The organism is Alteromonas sp. V450, from assembly GCF_001885075.1.
Classification (GTDB): Bacteria; Pseudomonadota; Gammaproteobacteria; order Enterobacterales; family Alteromonadaceae; genus Alteromonas.
In genome coordinates this window covers 1,664,551-1,680,481 of sequence record NZ_MODU01000004.1, presented here as the reverse complement: position 1 = coordinate 1,680,481, position 15,931 = coordinate 1,664,551, and the positions used below count along the sequence as shown (strand labels likewise).

Genomic DNA, 15,931 nt, shown 5'->3' with positions numbered 1-15,931 from the left:
ATTCCTTGAATATTTGTCGCGGATAAAAACACACCAACGATACTAATAGGAAGGACTACAAGTCCAGTGATAGCATTATAATATGCTAACTTTTCAAAAGACGACTTATACTTTCTGTAACAACTAATACAGACAATATTAGAGCAAACGATCATCAACAAAATTAATTTAATCATTAAACAAGTCCATTTAAATAATCACCAAGGTAATTTTAAGTAACCTAACACCCTAATAAGGGGCGTATACACGTGGGCGAAAATGGCGAAGCCGCCCGCGTGTATGCGTCCCAGTGCGCCCTGGCGCACGACTTAATTTGATTGTTAGGTGCCACGTAAATATGCAAATATAATTTTTTGTTCAATGTTGAATGACATAAAGATATAAATACTAGTGGCTACTCACATCTTATTATAGAGACTTCACTGCAACACGCAGTAGGTTTCACGCAACAAAACTCCACAAGTGTTTTGGATATCATCCTCTTACAGTCTCAATGATAATTAAATTAAACGCTTTTGGTGCATATTACTAAGAATTCTCTTTAATAACGGGCTCATTTTCTAAGCTAATATCTCATAATCAATGAGTTATCAGCTTTACATGCTCAAATTTGCTGATTACTACGACTACTCATCAAATACAAATCTAAACTGTGCTCTATTGTCCCTAGAATTGAGGCTTACAGCGTATTTTTTGAGGGGATCTCTTGTGTGGTTACTAAGAACCCCTAATAATTACACAACATAATTTAATGTAGGATTGTTATGGGTCTAAACCTATCCATTGAAACTGTGAGATATGATATGAGCACTACATCTACTATAGGTGTGTCCCGTCCTAAAAAAGCGAGAGGGTACACCGTAGCTCGTATTTCCGTGATTAGCGTTAGTTAAATCGTTTCGGCAGGTGAGAGCCTTGTTTAAAACTTTTAACTTCATCTTCAACAGGCTTTTCGAGCTTCGACACCGCGTAGGCCACGCCAAAGCCCAAACAACTTCCCACTAGAACATCTGATAAGTGATGTGCGTCGCGCTTAGTCCTCGACTTTCCTATAACTGCTGTAGCAGCTAAGCCTGCCGCTGACGCTAACAGCAAAGGCCCAGAACTACGCGGTATTGAACCAGCCACAGCCGCTACTGCTGATGCGTGTCCTGATGGCATAGAGTTAAATTTGTCTTTCAATGCGGGGCCTTTCATCTCAGGGCCACTCTCTGCTCTTGGACGCTTTCGTCCAATCAAACGTTTAAGCCCCGCGTTAAGTAATCCCGCCACTGAGGCTGATAACGTCGACTTTAAAAGAAAGCGCTGCACCTTTGGTGCATGCGTCATCTTAGATAGCGCGTATGCAGAACCCGTAATGGCGACAACAGATGGAGGTGTTGTTGCGTTGCTCAAAGTGCTAGATGTTAAGAAGTTCTCTTTATTTTGCGTTGTATTAGCACTGGGCTTGTTCATTTTTCGCAGTGCTCGAAACGCAAGTAGGCCTTTAATTCCTGTGGAAGCTAACATAAAAATCTTTCTTCGATAAAGTGATGGACTATTAAGGAAAGTTCTTGCCGTGCACAACATTGAAAACATGTGTGTAAAACATGCGGTGAACGTAGAAAAAGAGCCGCCCGTGCGGCCCTAATATTACTGAGTCATTACTCTTCCGAGTTATCGCCTAAATTTCCTTCAGATGTACGCTCATAACGCTTAAATTCCGTACGTGTTATTAGTTCATCGTCATTTGCGTCAATTTTATCGAAGTCACGGGTTACACCACTTCGTGAGGCTTCAGCTTTAGTAAGTTTACCGTCGCTGTTAGCGTCGATCATCTCAAATTTACTGCGTGCAATAACTGCTTCATCTGCGATAACCGTTTTATCGTGAACGACAGTATCTTTCGCCACTCGTTCGACAGTTGTCTCTTTTAGATTCTCATTGTTTAAAAGTTCAGTTTCAGCTCTTAGTTCGTGGGTTAGTCTTTTATCTTTCGTTGCGGCGACTATTTCATCTACATCGGTATCAACCTTAACTTTCGTTTCTATCGTACCGTTTGCGACCATGCTTTCTTTCATCGACTTTACAGTAGATAAAACTTCATCATCGAAATGTTGAGGGTGCTGCATTACATGAGAATTAAACTCGTTAATTGAAAGCTGCATGTCTGAATTAGTATCAATTTTGGAGAAGTGTGCATAAATCTCATCGTCATCAGCTTCTTCTCGTGAGATATAGCCATTGTCATCGTTATCCAGGTCGACAAATGTCGTGTCTATTTTTTCGATACCATTACCGGCAAACGCGGCAGTAGAAAGTGCGGCGCTGATTAATGTAGCAATCGTTAACTTTTTCATATTTAACTCCTTGGTTTTTCGGCCTCCATACTGCTTAAAAACGGAGGAGATTATTCACAAGGTGTTATTCACAGCGTATGCCATTTCAATAAAACATCTTTAAATCATTCGTTTATGTTTTTTGAAAGGTTGTGTGACAACAGGCGGAATTGTGAGATCTATAGAACTTTCTGAAAAAGTTACTCGTTATTTTTGACAAAAATGGAACACGTTATGCGGAGCATGCTGTAAATGCGAGCAACAATCGACCTGCCGTTATTCAAGCAGCGAATGTTGCTAAGTATAAAGTCACTAGGTTTCGAGTGAGTACTCAATATTTGTTACGGTAAACGTTCGAATTTTGAAATTGTTTCTAAGCTTTCTTCCCACGCAGCTTTGCTTTCGCCGAAGATATGTGCAGTAGGTTTAATCACTAGTTTTGTATCAAGACACCCCGCGGGTACGGCTAGTATGTTACCGAGTTGAGTACACGGAAGGGCTGAGCCACAAATTTTACAGAAACTTTTGCTATGACGCGTGTTTTCAAGCGTAAAGGTAGTCACGGCGTCAACACCCGATCCCCAAGTTAATAGTGCTGAACTTGAAAACAGGTTGGCTGCGAAGGCCGAACCTGTATCCTTTTGACAATGTTTGCAGTGGCACAGATAAAAACTGTCAAAATCACCCTCAATTTCAAAAGTTACTGAACCGCACAAACAAGCCCCTTTGTAATTGTTCATCAAAACGCCGTTTTTGTGAAATAACACTATTTAAAGCATTAAGGCTGCTACTGTTTAGCAAGCCAATCGTAAAAATGCGCCACGCCTGCTTCTAAAAACGGTTCTATGGGCCCTTGTTCTTCTTCACCCGATAAATAAAGTGCCCGTCGACCTTTTTCTAACAACAGGCAGGCTTCTTCATCTTCTACCGCTGTTTCCATATATGCCGCTTTTTCTGCTGCAAAGTAGTCTGGCATGTCTCTATAAAGCGCTTTTGGATAATAAAATTCTACGTGGTTTATACACGCGCTTGCACCCTTGGGGTAAATCGTGCTTATAACAATAATGTCTGGGTACCATTCAATCATAATATTAGGGTACAAAAAGCACCATATGGCGCCAAAGCGAGGAAGTGTTTGCCCAAATCGTGCTATTAATGCGTCTTGAAACTCTCTATAACGTGGTGTTGTGCGCTTGGTAAGCTCATCGCCTAGCCCTACTTTTTGAACTGAAAAATCATCGCCAAACGACCATTCTAAATCATCGGGCCTAACAAACTGGCGTAGCCCCGGATGCATGGAGTACACGTGATAGTTCTCTAAATAGATTTCGATGAATGTCTTCCAGTTAAATTGATATTCCGACGTTTCAGAACCGGCGTAAAAGTAATCGGCAAAGTCGAGATAGTCCTCAAGCCCAAGGGCAGGTAAGTCCATATTAGGAGAGCGCCCTCGAAATAAAAGACCGTTCCACACTGACAGCGGTTCCTTTTTCAACTGACCGTTAGGTGCACCCTTAAAGTGTGGCGTACCTTTAAGCTGGCCTGTGTTGTCATACCCCCAACAGTGGAGTTTACAAACAATGCTGCGTGCCCGACCTTGCCCTTCAAGAAGCTGTGCTTGTCGATGTAAGCAAACATTGGATATAAGTTCATGGTTCTCACCCTGATTAAATAACACATAACGGTCGTTAAAGTGCGGTAGCACTTGATAACTAAACTTCTCTGGCACCATGAGAGAATGGCCCGCATAAGCAAGCCCACGCGAGAAGGCCTGTTCGATTTCCTGCTGGCTTTCATTAGCATCAAAGTAACTTTTTATAGAAGGGTGGGTAACGGTTTTCATAGTTTAAAAATGAGTATTAAAAACGCATTGCGTTAAGTCGAAATTATATAGGCGCTATGTATCACTGAATTGATTAAAAAAATAGCAATATTTTTATTCAAAGTACTATTTTTTTTAAAATAACGGAGTAGAATCCGCGCACCTTAATTTCGATGTGACTTTCATGGACATTGGCTTCCATCACCTTGAAGAAAAGCGCCTATTAACGCTTTCTTTTTATATTGCCGGTGCATTTGTCGTTATTGCGCTTGGTTTTGCCATTTTAACGAGCTCTGGCGCTATTTTATTTGATGCCGCTTACTCGTTAATTGCTTTTGTTATGTCAATGCTAACGCTAAAAGTAGCTAACTTGGTTCAACGCCCTGATGATGACCGGTTCCACTTTGGTTACACGGCAATCGAGCCTACGCTAAACATGTTTAAGTCGCTTATTATTATTGCTACGTGTGTGTATGCCGTCGCGAGCTCTGTTCAGAGTTTATTAGCAGGTGGGCATGCAGCTGAGTATGGTATTGGTATGGTCTACGGTGTGGTAGCAACGTTGGGCTGTTTTAGTATCTCTTTTTACATGCGTGTAAAAGGCAAGCATTTGCTGTCCGACTTAGTAAAAGTGGATTCTCACACCTGGATGATAGACGGTGTGCTAAGTGCCTCCATTTTGTTCGCTTTTATCTTGGCATACGCGTTGGAGTTGACTGAATATAGAGCGCTGTCGCCGTACGTTGATCCCATTTTATTGATTATTCTTGGCTCAGCAATGCTGCCGGTGCCGTTTAAGATCCTGCGTGAAAGTCTTAACGAGGTCATCAACAAAGCACCGCCTGAAGCCATATCGGCGGTAATCGAGAAAAAATTCAAAAAAACCTTGATTGACGTGCCGTATGAGCATGTAGAAGTGCGTATTAGTAAGCGGGGTAGGGATGTTTATCTTTTGGTCCATATTATTGTGGATGACGCCTTCTCGATTGCTACGATAAGTGAGTTAGACGAAATTCGATTGAAATGCGAAGCTGAGATGCGCGAGTGGGACCCTGCAATTATCATGGATATTCTGTTTATAAAAGATCCTGAACTAGCAGAGTAGTGATAAAGGGGGAATATAACATTTCTCGTATTCCCCCCTTTCGTGGCTGGCAAAATTTTCCAAATTTTCCGATAATCAGGTCTTTAGACTAATTGAAGATGTGATGGAAACGCGACTTCCGCTATATAAAAAGCTGCTGGTGATGTACCGCATAGAACCGGGTTGCCTTGGGCCGCAAGGTGCTGACTACGTCGAGGAGTTCTGTGTATTTGCCAAGAAAAAGCTAAAGGACAACCATGGTCATTGCTTGAGATGGACCATTAAACCCCGCTATGACAAGACACTGCCTGAGCTTGAATTTCAGATTAAAAATGCCGTACTTTCCCGCGACAATGCGGCCAAATATATGGACAGTTTCGGCATTGATATCGACGCTTTCGAAGAAGAGCTAGAGGAGTCGCTCGCAGACTTAGTTGACGCCTTCTTTGAGCGCTAATTGTTACGTTGTGCTTAAAATCGTTGAGCACGCGTTTACTTCGTCGGAAAGTTTTGGTTTATATGAGGTTATAGGCGAGACTGTATTTTTTAATCACACTACGCAATAAGCTAACGGCGTTTCAAGGTGCAATTTAAACACCTTGAAACACCAAATTGTGTCTTTTTCGGACTGGTTTTTGCTGCTGTGAGCCCTTATTGCGGGGCCTGATTGCTTTCATGAGCGACTTCGTGTTTCACCGTTAGGCCGATAAGCCCGATTGCGCATACACAGCCTGCTACCAGCAAAACAAAACCGCCGTCCCACCCAAAATGGTCAACGGTATAGCCAAGCACAATGTTGGCAACGACGGCGCCACCAAGATAGCCAAATAGTCCCGTTAATCCTGCAGCAGTACCTGCTGCTTTTTTAGGTACTAACTCAAGTGCAAACAGTCCTATCAGCATAACCGGGCCATAAATCAAAAAGCCAATCGCCATTAGAGCAGCTATATCAACATTAGGATTGCCTGCGGGGTTAAACCAGTATACTAATACAGCAACGAGGACCAGCAGCATATAAAGTATAGCGGCCGGAGCACGGCGTCCTTTGAACCACGCGTCACTGATATAACCACACAGCAATGTGCCAGGTATGCCAGCCCATTCATAAAGAAAATAAGCCCAAGAGCTTTTATCAAAGGAAAAGTCTTTTACTTCGTAAAGGTACGTAGGGGCCCAGTCCAGTACCCCGTAGCGGATCAAATAAACAAATGCGTTAGCAAATGCTATGAACCACAGTAATTTGTTATTAAGTACGTACGTGAGAAAAATTTCTTTTGTCGAGAATTCTTTCTCGTGACTGACGCTGTAATCTCTTGGGTAATCGTTTCTGTATTCTTCAATGGGTGGGAGCCCGCAGGATTGTGGTGTATCCCTCAATGTTAAAAAGATAAATACAGCGATGAACGTCGATACCATAGCTGGCACGTAGAATACACTGTGCCAATCGTTAAACCATGCCATTCCAAGTATCGCTAATGGTCCAATTAACCCTCCGCCCACGTTATGGGCAATATTCCAGATTGAAACAATTTTGCCTCGCTCGTTGCCCGAAAACCAGTGCACCATAGTGCGGCCGCACGCCGGCCAGCCCATGCCTTGTACCCATCCGTTTAGAAAGAGCAATATGAAAATGGCGGCTACGCTTTGTGTGGCCCACGAAGTAAACCCGAACAAAAACATAATTCCAGACGAGATGAGTAAGCCCGTTGTTAAAAAGTAACGGGGGTTACTTCGGTCAGAAACGCTTCCCATAAGAAACTTACTCAGGCCATAGGCTATAGATACCGCAGACAGCGCTACGCCCAACTGGCCTTTAGTAAAGCCTTGTTCTTCAATGAGAAAAGGCATGGCGAGAGAAAAATTTTTGCGGACTAAATAATAGCCTGCATAGCCAACAAAGATCCCGAGGAAAACTTGCCACCGAAGTCTGGAATAATCGTTATCAACGTTCTCGCTTGATAAACGCGTTATATGTGCCGCAGGTTTGAAAATGCCAAACATATGAACCCTAAGTTATTATTTTATCGCGATTAAACCAGAACTGTTCCGAAATTCACACAAAAGATACGAAAAATCTTCGTATTATTAACCTGATTTATTAATCAATAATTTTAAGGTTTATACTTCGGCGGTGTATGCACGCGCTTTCTACATGGGAGCTTAAGTTATGTACGGGCGTTAAACGGTCGTCCGGCATCTATAACGGTGCTGTCGATAAACCCAATGTCGAGAGAAAGCCCCGAGAAGTCTGTTGTTCACACCTAGTGGCAAACAAAAAGCTTTAATGGGCATTCTGATGCCTTTTTGGCATAATGTACGGCTTTCAGTAGGATTATGACAACAGCGCTAGAACCATGCCCAAAATAAACAATGTATTTTCTTCAGATGGCCTTCTGGCAAGCGCGATCAAGGGCTTTGTGCCTCGGGAAGCACAAACTGAAATGGCAAAAGCGGTTAAGCGCGCTATTGATACCACAGGAAGTTTGATTGTTGAGGCCGGCACAGGGACCGGCAAAACCTTCGCTTATCTTGCCCCTGCATTATTAAGCGACGGTAAAGCGATTGTTTCTACCGGTACGAAAAACTTACAAGAGCAGCTCTTTCATCGCGATTTACCATTGGTAAAGAAAGCATTAGGCAGTAAACGCAAAACCGCACTTTTAAAAGGCAGAGCGAACTATCTCTGTCTTCATCGATTAGCGCAACATGGCGGCAACTCAACGCTTGTTGAAAAAGATGTACTTGGTCAACTTTCGGAAGTGAAGCGTTGGTCAAGTACAACAAAAACCGGTGATATGGGCGAGCTTAAAACGCTGCCTGAAGATGCACGTGTTTTACCGTTGGTTACCTCTACAGTAGATAACTGCCTTGGACGTGATTGCCCAGACTATGAAGACTGCTATTTAGTTAAAGCGCGAAGAAAGGCACTTGATGCTGATATTATTGTTGTCAATCATCACCTTTTCTTTGCAGATATGGCGCTTAAAGACACCGGCTTCGGTGAGCTTATCCCTGAAGCGGACGCTATAATTTTCGACGAGGCGCATCAAATTCCAGACATTGCCAGCGACTATTTTGGCGAGTCACTTTCAACAAGACAAATTCACGATATTGCCAAAGATATTACGCTGTTGTTTAGAACCGTGCTCAAGGATGCTGGACAGCTAGATAAAGCGGCAGATAAATGCAGAATGATTGCGTCTGATTTACGGTTGTTGTTCCCGGATACTGCTGAACGCGGCAACTGGGCCGAAGCGCTAGACCGTGACGACGTGCGCATGCAGGTGGGCAAATTAGCCGAAGCGCTGGGTGTACTGCATGAGGTGTGTAAATTACATATTGGCCGCGATAAAGACCTGGATAACATGTATGAACGTGTTGTTGCGGCAAGAGAGCAGTTAGACGCATTAAGCGATAACAAGCAAGAGAATGTGAGTCTGTGGTATGAGACAACGCAGCGCCACCTTATTATGCACTTAACTCCGTTATCCATTGCCGCGAAATTTAGACGGTTTGTTTCATCGCCCCCTCGCGGATGGATATTCACATCGGCAACCTTGATGGTCAACGGCGGCTTTGAGCACTTTCAGCGTCGCATGGGCTTAGAAGACGCAGAGACGTTAGGATTAGATAGCCCGTTTAATTACCCTGAACAGGCCATGCTGTGTGTGCCGCGCTATTTACCTGAACCAAACAGCTATGCAATGAGAGAGACATTACTGCAAACGGCCAAACGGTTAATAAAAGCAAGCCGTGGGCGATGCTTTTTACTGTTCACTAGTCACGCTATGCTTAGAGAGATAGCTCAAAAGCTTGAAGACGAAATAGATAATCCACTCCTCGTTCAAGGAACAACAACGAAACAGGCGCTACTAGATGCTTATTTAGCGGATGAAAAGGCTGTTTTAATGGGAACAGGTGCATTTTGGGAGGGGGTCGACGTACGCGGTAATGACTTAGTATGCGTGATGATCGACAAACTGCCCTTTGCATCACCTGATGATCCGCTACTGCAAGCGCGGATGGAAGACGTGAAAAAAAGAGGTGCAAATCCATTTGGCGTAATACAGATACCCCAAGCAGTTATCACGTTAAAGCAGGGAGCGGGACGGCTTATTCGAGATCCAACCGACAAAGGCGTATTGGTAATATGTGATAATCGCCTAGTTACAAAGCCTTATGCCAAAACATTTGTTGGAAGCTTGCCGGATATGAAACGAACGAGAAGCTTAGACGAAGTAGAAAAATTTTTAGCTGGCATTGATGAAGCCTAAGTTAAAGCGCTGGGGGTGGTAAATTCCGTTTTCAGCTTAAATGAAATAAGAGATAAACATGAATATTTTAGCCATAGATACGGCGACCGAGGCATGCTCGGTTGCGCTGCAGTACAATGACACCGTAACTACACGCTTTGAAATATGTCCGCAGCAGCATAGTCAACGCTTGCTTCCCATGGTTGACGAAGTACTTAAAGAAGTACAGGTTGATTTGCGGGATATCGATTTATTGGCTTTCGGTCGAGGACCCGGTAGCTTTACTGGTGTTCGAATTGCTACGGGTATGATTCAAGGTCTAGCTTTAGGCACTGGTTTAAAAGTAGCGGGCGTAAGTACGCTTGAAGCAATGGCGTATGAGGTGTCTGTTAAAACAGAAGACAAAAATGCGCTGATAGCGGTGGCATCAGATGCCCGCATGGACGAAGTCTATTTTGCTGTTTACTCACAGTCACCAGACGGACTAGAACGTCGTATTGAAGAGCAGGTTTGTGCACCAGAGGTGGCGGTTGAACAGCTTAAAGTACTGCGCGATAACAGTAATACGGTATTTCTGATGGCCGGAACGGGCTGGTCTGCTTATGAGAAGCTCGATCAATGGAAGTCTGAAGCTGGTGGCGAGGCATTGCTTGAAGTAACACTACCCAATGCACAGTATATGCTAGAGCTCGCGCTAAACGCGTATGAAAAGGGAGAAATATCTGACGCTGTTAACGTAGAGCCTATTTACTTGCGCGACAAAGTAACATGGAAAAAATTGCCGGGCAGAGAATAGTCAGCTAATTCACGTGCACGCAAGACGGCGAGCGAGCCAATAATGTTCGTTTTTTTGGTGCGACTTTTGCTTGTATGCAACTGTCATGATAATTAACAACAGCTTCGCAATCGCGTCCTCAGAACCCTCTCAAGGGCGCATTGCAAAAATCAACAAAGACCCTGAGCAACAAAATAAGGGGCAAAGTGAGTCGTCTGCAGAGGCGATAGTTGTTGCGCCCGATGAAAAGGGCACCGATAACGCAAAAGCGTATCAACAGTTTATCCGCGAAGAGGGTAACGTCTATTCAAAAAATGCGATTGCCTCGTATACCAGCTTTGAAAAGCAACAACAACGCGAATCGATTCAATCGATGTTTGGCGTAGACATTTACGCTTAGCGTTGTTTATAGTTTTCACCCACCGAATTTTTTCAAATTTGCTCGGCGACGTTTACTACCAAGTTTAAAAATTTGTCAGACTTTGCAAGTGGTTGCAGGCGCTAATACATGCTAATGTTGAAAAGAACTAACTGGTGCATCTATTGTCTCATCATCAACTTGGCTTAGTTTCTTCATAACAGCAGGTTGTTTGTTATTTAAGTGATAAATAGGATTTAAAAGCTCAAGGGAGCATTATTATGTCGCGATTTCTTGTCTTAATGTCTGTTTTTATTTTCACGGGCTGCTCAATCGTACCTGATAGTATTGACGTTCCTGAAGGAACGACTCTTGTTGGCTATTCAAAAGCAGTTACGTCGGGCGCCGCTATAAAGGGGGAGCAAGCGCGTTGGGGCGGGGTGATAGTCGGGGTGCAAAATAAGCAGGATAAAACCTTTATTGAAGTGGCGCATTTTCCACTCAATCACTATGGCAAGCCCATTATAAATGGCGAAACTATTGGTCGGTTTAAGGCTCAAATAAATGGCTTTATCGATCCGATCGTATTTGAAGAAGGGCGAGCTGCAACATTTTTGGGGCAAGTCATTCAACCCACCACAGGCATGGTCGGCGAACAGCCCTACATGTACCCTACAATTTCCGTTGATGATTATCACATGTGGAGAAAAAAAGAAGTCTATGAAATGGACGGCTTTTTCTTCGATTACCATGCCGGCTGGTACTCTCCCTTTTATCGGTTCAATAATTCCTTTGCGTTCCCTAACTTTTATGGACCATGGGGCGCACGTGGGTTTGGTCGAACTCGCATTGTTCGTTACCCAGATACACCAGGAAAAGTGAAAATTCCACCGCGCACCACCTCACCAACGCGCGATGCAAAAGAAGCAGAGCCTAACGACGAAGATAAGTCGCAGTAGCTGTGAACAAATGAAAATGAAAGCGGCAAAAATATGCCGCTTTTTTGTTTTTGATGTGAAGTGTGTGAGTAAAATTAGGCAAATGTTTGCCGCAAACGCATGAGGGAAGCCAGTGTTAGAACAGCAGCTAAACGCAGGGCCATTATCGATAAGTGCACTCGATAATGAAGGTACGGGACCAGTGGTCATTGGTATCCATGGATTTTTGGACAATGCAGAAAGCTTGCGATGTCTAGCACCATACTTACAATCATTTCGGTATTTGGCTATCGACCTTGCTGGGCATGGTCGGTCACAGCATCGAGCGAATGGCGCGTTTTACAATCAAGCTGATTATCTACAGGATATTTATGCGTTGATACAAGAGCAAAATTGGCAAGAGGTCATATTAATAGGGCATTCTTTGGGTGGAATTATTGCAAGCTTGTTTGCTGCGTTGTTTCCAGAGCATGTCTTGGGCGTAGTGAGTATTGACGCTTGTGGTCCATTGACTGAAGACGAAGATACGACAGCGCAGCAAATGCGCGACTCTATAGTTAACAGGTATAAAAAATCTCGTAACACGTTGAACGTTGTCGACATTGAGGCTGCCGTTGATGCAAGGTGCAGGATTTCAGACATTTCAAAGGAGCACGCGCAAGCGATTCTTGCAAGAAACCTCACTCAGGATGCAGGAGGTCATTGGTTTTGGTCTAGCGATCCTAAACTGAGAACTAAATCCACGCTACGCTTAAGTGAAAAGCAGGCAGAAAACTTGATGCGTGCTATTGTTTGTCCTGTATTATTCATTGGTGCTACTCATAGTTTCAAAGATTTACCCACCGTTTTTACAAAAAGGCGTGCGTGGTTTAAAAATGCACGATATGAGCAATTTGTAGGCGGGCATCATATTCACATGGAAAATACTGATGATGTAGGGCAGCTAATTCGCAGTTTTGTTGAGCAAATGTAAATTGTAACGTTTATTTTTTTTTACACTTCCTATACTATTCGCAAGTTATCAGACCAGTTGTATAGGCGCAGTTTATTAGCGTCTATAAATAGTATAAGAATAATCAAGAGGAGGTTTTGGTGGAAAAAACCTGGCTTAAGCATTACGACCCTCGCGTTTCCGCAGAAATTGACGCCGATCGTTACGCATCTGTTGTAGACATATTCGAGCAATCTGTAAAAAAGTTCAAAGGGAAAGAAGCTTTCATCAACATGGGGCATTCGATTACGTTTGACGAGTTAGACACGCTGTCTGCTCAATTTGCTGCTTACTTACAGTCCAGTGGATTAAAGCGCGGTGATGCAGTGGCAATCATGATGCCAAATCTTCTTCAGTATCCAGTGGCAATGTTTGGCATTTTACGCGCTGGTATGGTCGTAGTTAATGTTAACCCGCTGTACACCGCTCGTGAATTGAAGCACCAATTGAACGATGCTAATGCAAAAGCAATCGTTATTGTCGAAAACTTCGCGTGTACGCTACAAGAAGTCATTGCTGATACGAATCTTCAAGAAGTATTTCTTACCGCGTTAGGTGACATGTTGCCGGCGCCTAAGCGCTGGGTGGTAAACGCGGTGGTTAAGTACGTCAAAAAGATGGTGCCGTCGTTCAGCTTGCCTGAAACTACGTCGTTTGTGTCTGCGGTTAAAAAAGGCCAATCACTTGAATATAAGCGTCCTAATATTGAGAACGACGATTTAGCGTTTCTTCAATATACGGGCGGTACAACCGGCGTTTCTAAAGGTGCAATGCTCACTCATCGCAATATGGTTGCAAACTTGGAGCAAGTATCTGGTATTTTGGAAACGGTGATTGAAGAGGGCGAAGACTTTGTGGTTACCGCGCTTCCGCTCTACCATATCTTCGCACTGCTGGCGAACTGTCTCATGTTCGTTAAATATGGCTGTAGAAACCTTCTTATCACTAATCCTCGTGACATGCCGGCTTTTGTAAGTGAATTAGGTAAATATCCGTTTACTATTTTGCCAGGGGTGAATACGTTGTTTAACGGGCTGTTAAACACGCCAGGATTTAGTGAACTTGACTTTAGTAATTTTAAGTTTGGTTTGGGCGGTGGCATGGCTGTTCAGCGACCAGTTGCTGAAAAGTGGGAAAAGGTCACTGGCACTGTGTTACTTGAAGGCTATGGCTTAACAGAATGCTCACCAGTGGTAGCGGTTAATCCACCACAGATTGAAGCGTATAAAGGCGCAATTGGTATGCCTGTGCCGTCTACCGATATCAAACTTTTGGATGATGACGGTAATCCTGTTGAAAAAGGCGAGCCCGGTGAAATGTGGGTAAAAGGCCCGCAGGTGATGAAGGGATATTTAAATCGACCCGAAGCGACAGAAGAAATTTTGAAAGACGGTTGGTTAGCCACAGGTGATATCGCAACAGTAGATGATGAAGGTTACTTCTATATTGTTGACCGTAAAAAGGATATGATCCTAGTTTCAGGTTTTAACGTGTTCCCTAACGAAATCGAAGAAGTAGCTGCAATGCATGACAATATTGTTGAAGCAGCGGCAGTTGGGGTGCCTCACGAAGTCAGCGGTGAGGTCGTGAAATTGTTCGTAGTACGAAATAATGACTCACTCACTGAAAAAGACGTTATCGCGCACTGCCGTAATCACTTAACGGGTTACAAAGTGCCTAAGCAAGTTGTTTTCAAAGACGACTTACCAAAAACCAATGTAGGTAAAATACTGCGTCGGGAGCTTCGAGACTAATTTCATTGAAATAGTTTTGTAAAAGCCGGCGTATGCCGGCTTTTTTATTACTGTGCAAAAATATGCAATATCAATTAATTACAACATCTGAACAACTCGAAAAAGTGTGCATTGCCGCACAGCGTCAGGAGGCTGTAGCCTTAGACACCGAATTTGTAAGAACGAAAACCCTTACTCCTCATCTAGGTCTCATTCAGCTCTATGATGGTCATCAGCTGGTACTTATCGACCCCCTCGCTATAGAGGACATGCGACCGTTTATCGAGCTCATGGAAAATACTCATGTTGTAAAGGTACTTCATTCGTGTTCCGAAGATATAGAAGCATTTCTTACCGCCTTTGATACCGTGCCTACGCCAGTATTTGATACGCAGATTGCTGGAAGTATTCTGGATATGGGGCCTTCATTGGGCTACGCGAAGCTTGTTGAGCTGATGTGTGACATCTCATTAGATAAGGGGGAGTCACGAACCGACTGGTTAGCAAGGCCCCTACGTGAAGCTCAACTTAGCTATGCAGCAAATGATGTGTTGTATCTGCTTCCATGCTATCAGCAGCTAGTCAGCGAAGTGCAAAAGATTGACAAAGTACATTGGATTTATCAAGAAATCGCGTTGTTAGTAGAGAAAAAACGCGCCCACATGCCAGAAGATTTTGCTTATTTGAGCATAAAAAATAACTGGCGTTTAAACAGTGAGCAGCTCACTGTGTTACAGGCGTTAGCAGCATGGCGTTTACATACTGCGCGTAAAAAAGACCTAGCATTAAACTTTGTATTTAAAGAAGGGCACTTGTTTGAAGCCGCGCAGCGTCTTATTGATAGTAAATCGGGCCTTTCTCGAATTAACGGAATAAACCATCAGTCGATACGGCGTTATGGCGATACCATCATTACGCTAATTGAAGAGGCAAGAGCTAAATATGCACAAACGCCAGAAAAACTGAGGCTACCCGTTGTGTTGCGACTTATTGATATTGCCAAGTACAAGAAAACGTTGGCCGAACTAAAAGCCATCAGCGAGCAAATTGCAAAAGACAACGAGGTAAATAGTGACGTCATTGCCTCTAAAAAACAGCTTAATCAACTGCTAAAATGGTATTGGTTTTCTGTTGACGAAACCCGTGTACAGGGTTTGAAGCCTGACGTTTTATCAACATGGCGAGAGCCATTATTCCGTTCGCACGTAATTCGGTTACTCGGCGACGTGCCTGCATGATAGGGTAAGGCAAATAACGCAACGTTTTAACAGGCCGTGGACACAAAACGAACGAAATAAAAGAAACGAGTAAAAATCTATGTTATGCGCAGTTTATAAAACGAGAAAAAAAGAAGGCATGTATTTGTACGTGCCTAAAAAAGATCATTTTGAAGATGTACCTGAGCCGCTGATGGCGAAGTTTGGTCGCCCTGAATTAGTGACCATTATTGCCCTAGAGAAGCGTGAAAAACTCGGCTTGGTTGATAAGCAAAAGCTTATCGATGAGCTAGAAGATAAAGGTTTTTATCTTCAGATGCCTCCCAAGGAAGATAATCTGTTAGAGCAGCATCGCGAATCCCTTGGACTTTCAAAAACGCCTGACAAGAAGTTTTAAAATTGCTATGCCTGTAAAAGTTATCAACCGTGTCTTAGGCACAAT

Annotated in this window: 15 protein-coding genes; 10 read left to right on the top strand and 5 right to left on the bottom strand. The window is 43.4% G+C overall.

The genetic code is table 11. From position 1 onward, the window contains the following. Nucleotides 1–885 precede the first annotated feature (885 nt). The 4 genes from BK026_RS07320 to BK026_RS07305 all read right to left on the bottom strand — a co-directional run bounded on the left by BK026_RS07320 (nucleotide 886) and on the right by BK026_RS07305 (nucleotide 4,161). On the bottom strand, nucleotides 886–1,509 hold the full coding sequence (locus BK026_RS07320) for a phosphatase PAP2 family protein (RefSeq protein WP_071815261.1): 624 nt from the start codon (nucleotides 1,507–1,509) through the stop codon (nucleotides 886–888). A gap of 134 nt (nucleotides 1,510–1,643) precedes the next feature. Further along, entirely contained in the window at nucleotides 1,644–2,339 is a 696-nt protein-coding gene (locus tag BK026_RS07315; RefSeq protein ID WP_071815260.1) for an EF-hand domain-containing protein, read from the bottom strand. 320 nt (nucleotides 2,340–2,659) lie between these two features. Continuing rightward, the gene (locus tag BK026_RS07310; protein WP_071815259.1) at nucleotides 2,660–3,058 is read right to left on the bottom strand and encodes a GFA family protein; all 399 of its coding nucleotides are present in this window, start codon (nucleotides 3,056–3,058) and stop codon (nucleotides 2,660–2,662) included. A gap of 47 nt (nucleotides 3,059–3,105) precedes the next feature. Next, the gene (locus BK026_RS07305) at nucleotides 3,106–4,161 is read right to left on the bottom strand and encodes an aromatic ring-hydroxylating dioxygenase subunit alpha (protein WP_071815258.1); all 1,056 of its coding nucleotides are present in this window, start codon (nucleotides 4,159–4,161) and stop codon (nucleotides 3,106–3,108) included. 163 nt (nucleotides 4,162–4,324) lie between these two features. Between BK026_RS07305 and BK026_RS07300 the strand changes: the two genes are divergently transcribed. Together BK026_RS07300 and BK026_RS07295 are read left to right on the top strand one after the other, a co-directional pair. Next, on the top strand, nucleotides 4,325–5,245 hold the full coding sequence (locus tag BK026_RS07300) for a cation diffusion facilitator family transporter (RefSeq protein WP_071817543.1): 921 nt from the start codon (nucleotides 4,325–4,327) through the stop codon (nucleotides 5,243–5,245). A gap of 103 nt (nucleotides 5,246–5,348) precedes the next feature. Beyond that, nucleotides 5,349–5,681, top strand: coding sequence for a hypothetical protein (locus BK026_RS07295; protein ID WP_014976933.1), 333 nt, complete (start codon nucleotides 5,349–5,351; stop codon nucleotides 5,679–5,681). A gap of 194 nt (nucleotides 5,682–5,875) precedes the next feature. Here BK026_RS07295 and glpT read toward each other — a convergent pair whose 3' ends face one another. After that, nucleotides 5,876–7,225, bottom strand: coding sequence for a glycerol-3-phosphate transporter (glpT, locus tag BK026_RS07290; protein ID WP_071815257.1), 1,350 nt, complete (start codon nucleotides 7,223–7,225; stop codon nucleotides 5,876–5,878). 353 nt (nucleotides 7,226–7,578) lie between these two features. Here glpT and BK026_RS07285 point away from each other — a divergent pair, with 353 nt between their 5' ends. From BK026_RS07285 to BK026_RS07250, 8 genes are all read left to right on the top strand, one after another. Then, nucleotides 7,579–9,498, top strand: a complete 1,920-nt coding sequence (locus BK026_RS07285; RefSeq protein ID WP_071815256.1) for an ATP-dependent DNA helicase — start codon at nucleotides 7,579–7,581, stop codon at nucleotides 9,496–9,498. A gap of 58 nt (nucleotides 9,499–9,556) precedes the next feature. Beyond that, a complete protein-coding gene (tsaB, locus tag BK026_RS07280; RefSeq protein ID WP_071815255.1) occupies nucleotides 9,557–10,273 on the top strand; it encodes a tRNA (adenosine(37)-N6)-threonylcarbamoyltransferase complex dimerization subunit type 1 TsaB in 717 nt (238 codons plus the stop codon). A gap of 85 nt (nucleotides 10,274–10,358) precedes the next feature. Continuing rightward, on the top strand, nucleotides 10,359–10,652 hold the full coding sequence (locus BK026_RS07275; RefSeq protein WP_071815254.1) for a hypothetical protein: 294 nt from the start codon (nucleotides 10,359–10,361) through the stop codon (nucleotides 10,650–10,652). A gap of 239 nt (nucleotides 10,653–10,891) precedes the next feature. Further along, on the top strand, nucleotides 10,892–11,569 hold the full coding sequence (locus BK026_RS07270; protein ID WP_071815253.1) for a Slp family lipoprotein: 678 nt from the start codon (nucleotides 10,892–10,894) through the stop codon (nucleotides 11,567–11,569). 112 nt (nucleotides 11,570–11,681) lie between these two features. Continuing rightward, nucleotides 11,682–12,521, top strand: coding sequence for an alpha/beta fold hydrolase (locus tag BK026_RS07265; RefSeq protein WP_071815252.1), 840 nt, complete (start codon nucleotides 11,682–11,684; stop codon nucleotides 12,519–12,521). A gap of 119 nt (nucleotides 12,522–12,640) precedes the next feature. After that, on the top strand, nucleotides 12,641–14,293 hold the full coding sequence (gene fadD, locus BK026_RS07260; RefSeq protein ID WP_071815251.1) for a long-chain-fatty-acid--CoA ligase FadD: 1,653 nt from the start codon (nucleotides 12,641–12,643) through the stop codon (nucleotides 14,291–14,293). A gap of 62 nt (nucleotides 14,294–14,355) precedes the next feature. Beyond that, the gene (gene rnd / locus BK026_RS07255) at nucleotides 14,356–15,510 is read left to right on the top strand and encodes a ribonuclease D (RefSeq protein WP_071817542.1); all 1,155 of its coding nucleotides are present in this window, start codon (nucleotides 14,356–14,358) and stop codon (nucleotides 15,508–15,510) included. A 79-nt stretch (nucleotides 15,511–15,589) separates the two neighbouring features. Continuing rightward, complete coding sequence (locus BK026_RS07250; RefSeq protein ID WP_071815250.1) at nucleotides 15,590–15,886, top strand: YcgL domain-containing protein; 297 nt, start codon at nucleotides 15,590–15,592, stop codon at nucleotides 15,884–15,886. The last annotated feature ends 45 nt before the right edge of the window (nucleotides 15,887–15,931 follow it).

What these genes read in the sequence shown, in the direction of transcription:
- BK026_RS07250 (WP_071815250.1), top strand. Translation starts at nt 15,590, where the DNA reads ATGTTATGCGCAGTTTATAAAACGAGAAAAAAAGAAGGCATGTATTTG.
- BK026_RS07270 (WP_071815253.1), top strand. Translation starts at nt 10,892, where the DNA reads ATGTCGCGATTTCTTGTCTTAATGTCTGTTTTTATTTTCACGGGCTGC.
- BK026_RS07305 (WP_071815258.1), bottom strand. Translation starts at nt 4,161, where the DNA reads ATGAAAACCGTTACCCACCCTTCTATAAAAAGTTACTTTGATGCTAAT.
- BK026_RS07295 (WP_014976933.1), top strand. Translation starts at nt 5,349, where the DNA reads ATGGAAACGCGACTTCCGCTATATAAAAAGCTGCTGGTGATGTACCGC.
- rnd (WP_071817542.1), top strand. Translation starts at nt 14,356, where the DNA reads ATGCAATATCAATTAATTACAACATCTGAACAACTCGAAAAAGTGTGC.
- BK026_RS07285 (WP_071815256.1), top strand. Translation starts at nt 7,579, where the DNA reads ATGCCCAAAATAAACAATGTATTTTCTTCAGATGGCCTTCTGGCAAGC.
- glpT (WP_071815257.1), bottom strand. Translation starts at nt 7,225, where the DNA reads ATGTTTGGCATTTTCAAACCTGCGGCACATATAACGCGTTTATCAAGC.
- BK026_RS07310 (WP_071815259.1), bottom strand. Translation starts at nt 3,058, where the DNA reads ATGAACAATTACAAAGGGGCTTGTTTGTGCGGTTCAGTAACTTTTGAA.
- tsaB (WP_071815255.1), top strand. Translation starts at nt 9,557, where the DNA reads ATGAATATTTTAGCCATAGATACGGCGACCGAGGCATGCTCGGTTGCG.
- BK026_RS07275 (WP_071815254.1), top strand. Translation starts at nt 10,359, where the DNA reads ATGATAATTAACAACAGCTTCGCAATCGCGTCCTCAGAACCCTCTCAA.
- BK026_RS07300 (WP_071817543.1), top strand. Translation starts at nt 4,325, where the DNA reads ATGGACATTGGCTTCCATCACCTTGAAGAAAAGCGCCTATTAACGCTT.
- BK026_RS07320 (WP_071815261.1), bottom strand. Translation starts at nt 1,509, where the DNA reads ATGTTAGCTTCCACAGGAATTAAAGGCCTACTTGCGTTTCGAGCACTG.
- BK026_RS07315 (WP_071815260.1), bottom strand. Translation starts at nt 2,339, where the DNA reads ATGAAAAAGTTAACGATTGCTACATTAATCAGCGCCGCACTTTCTACT.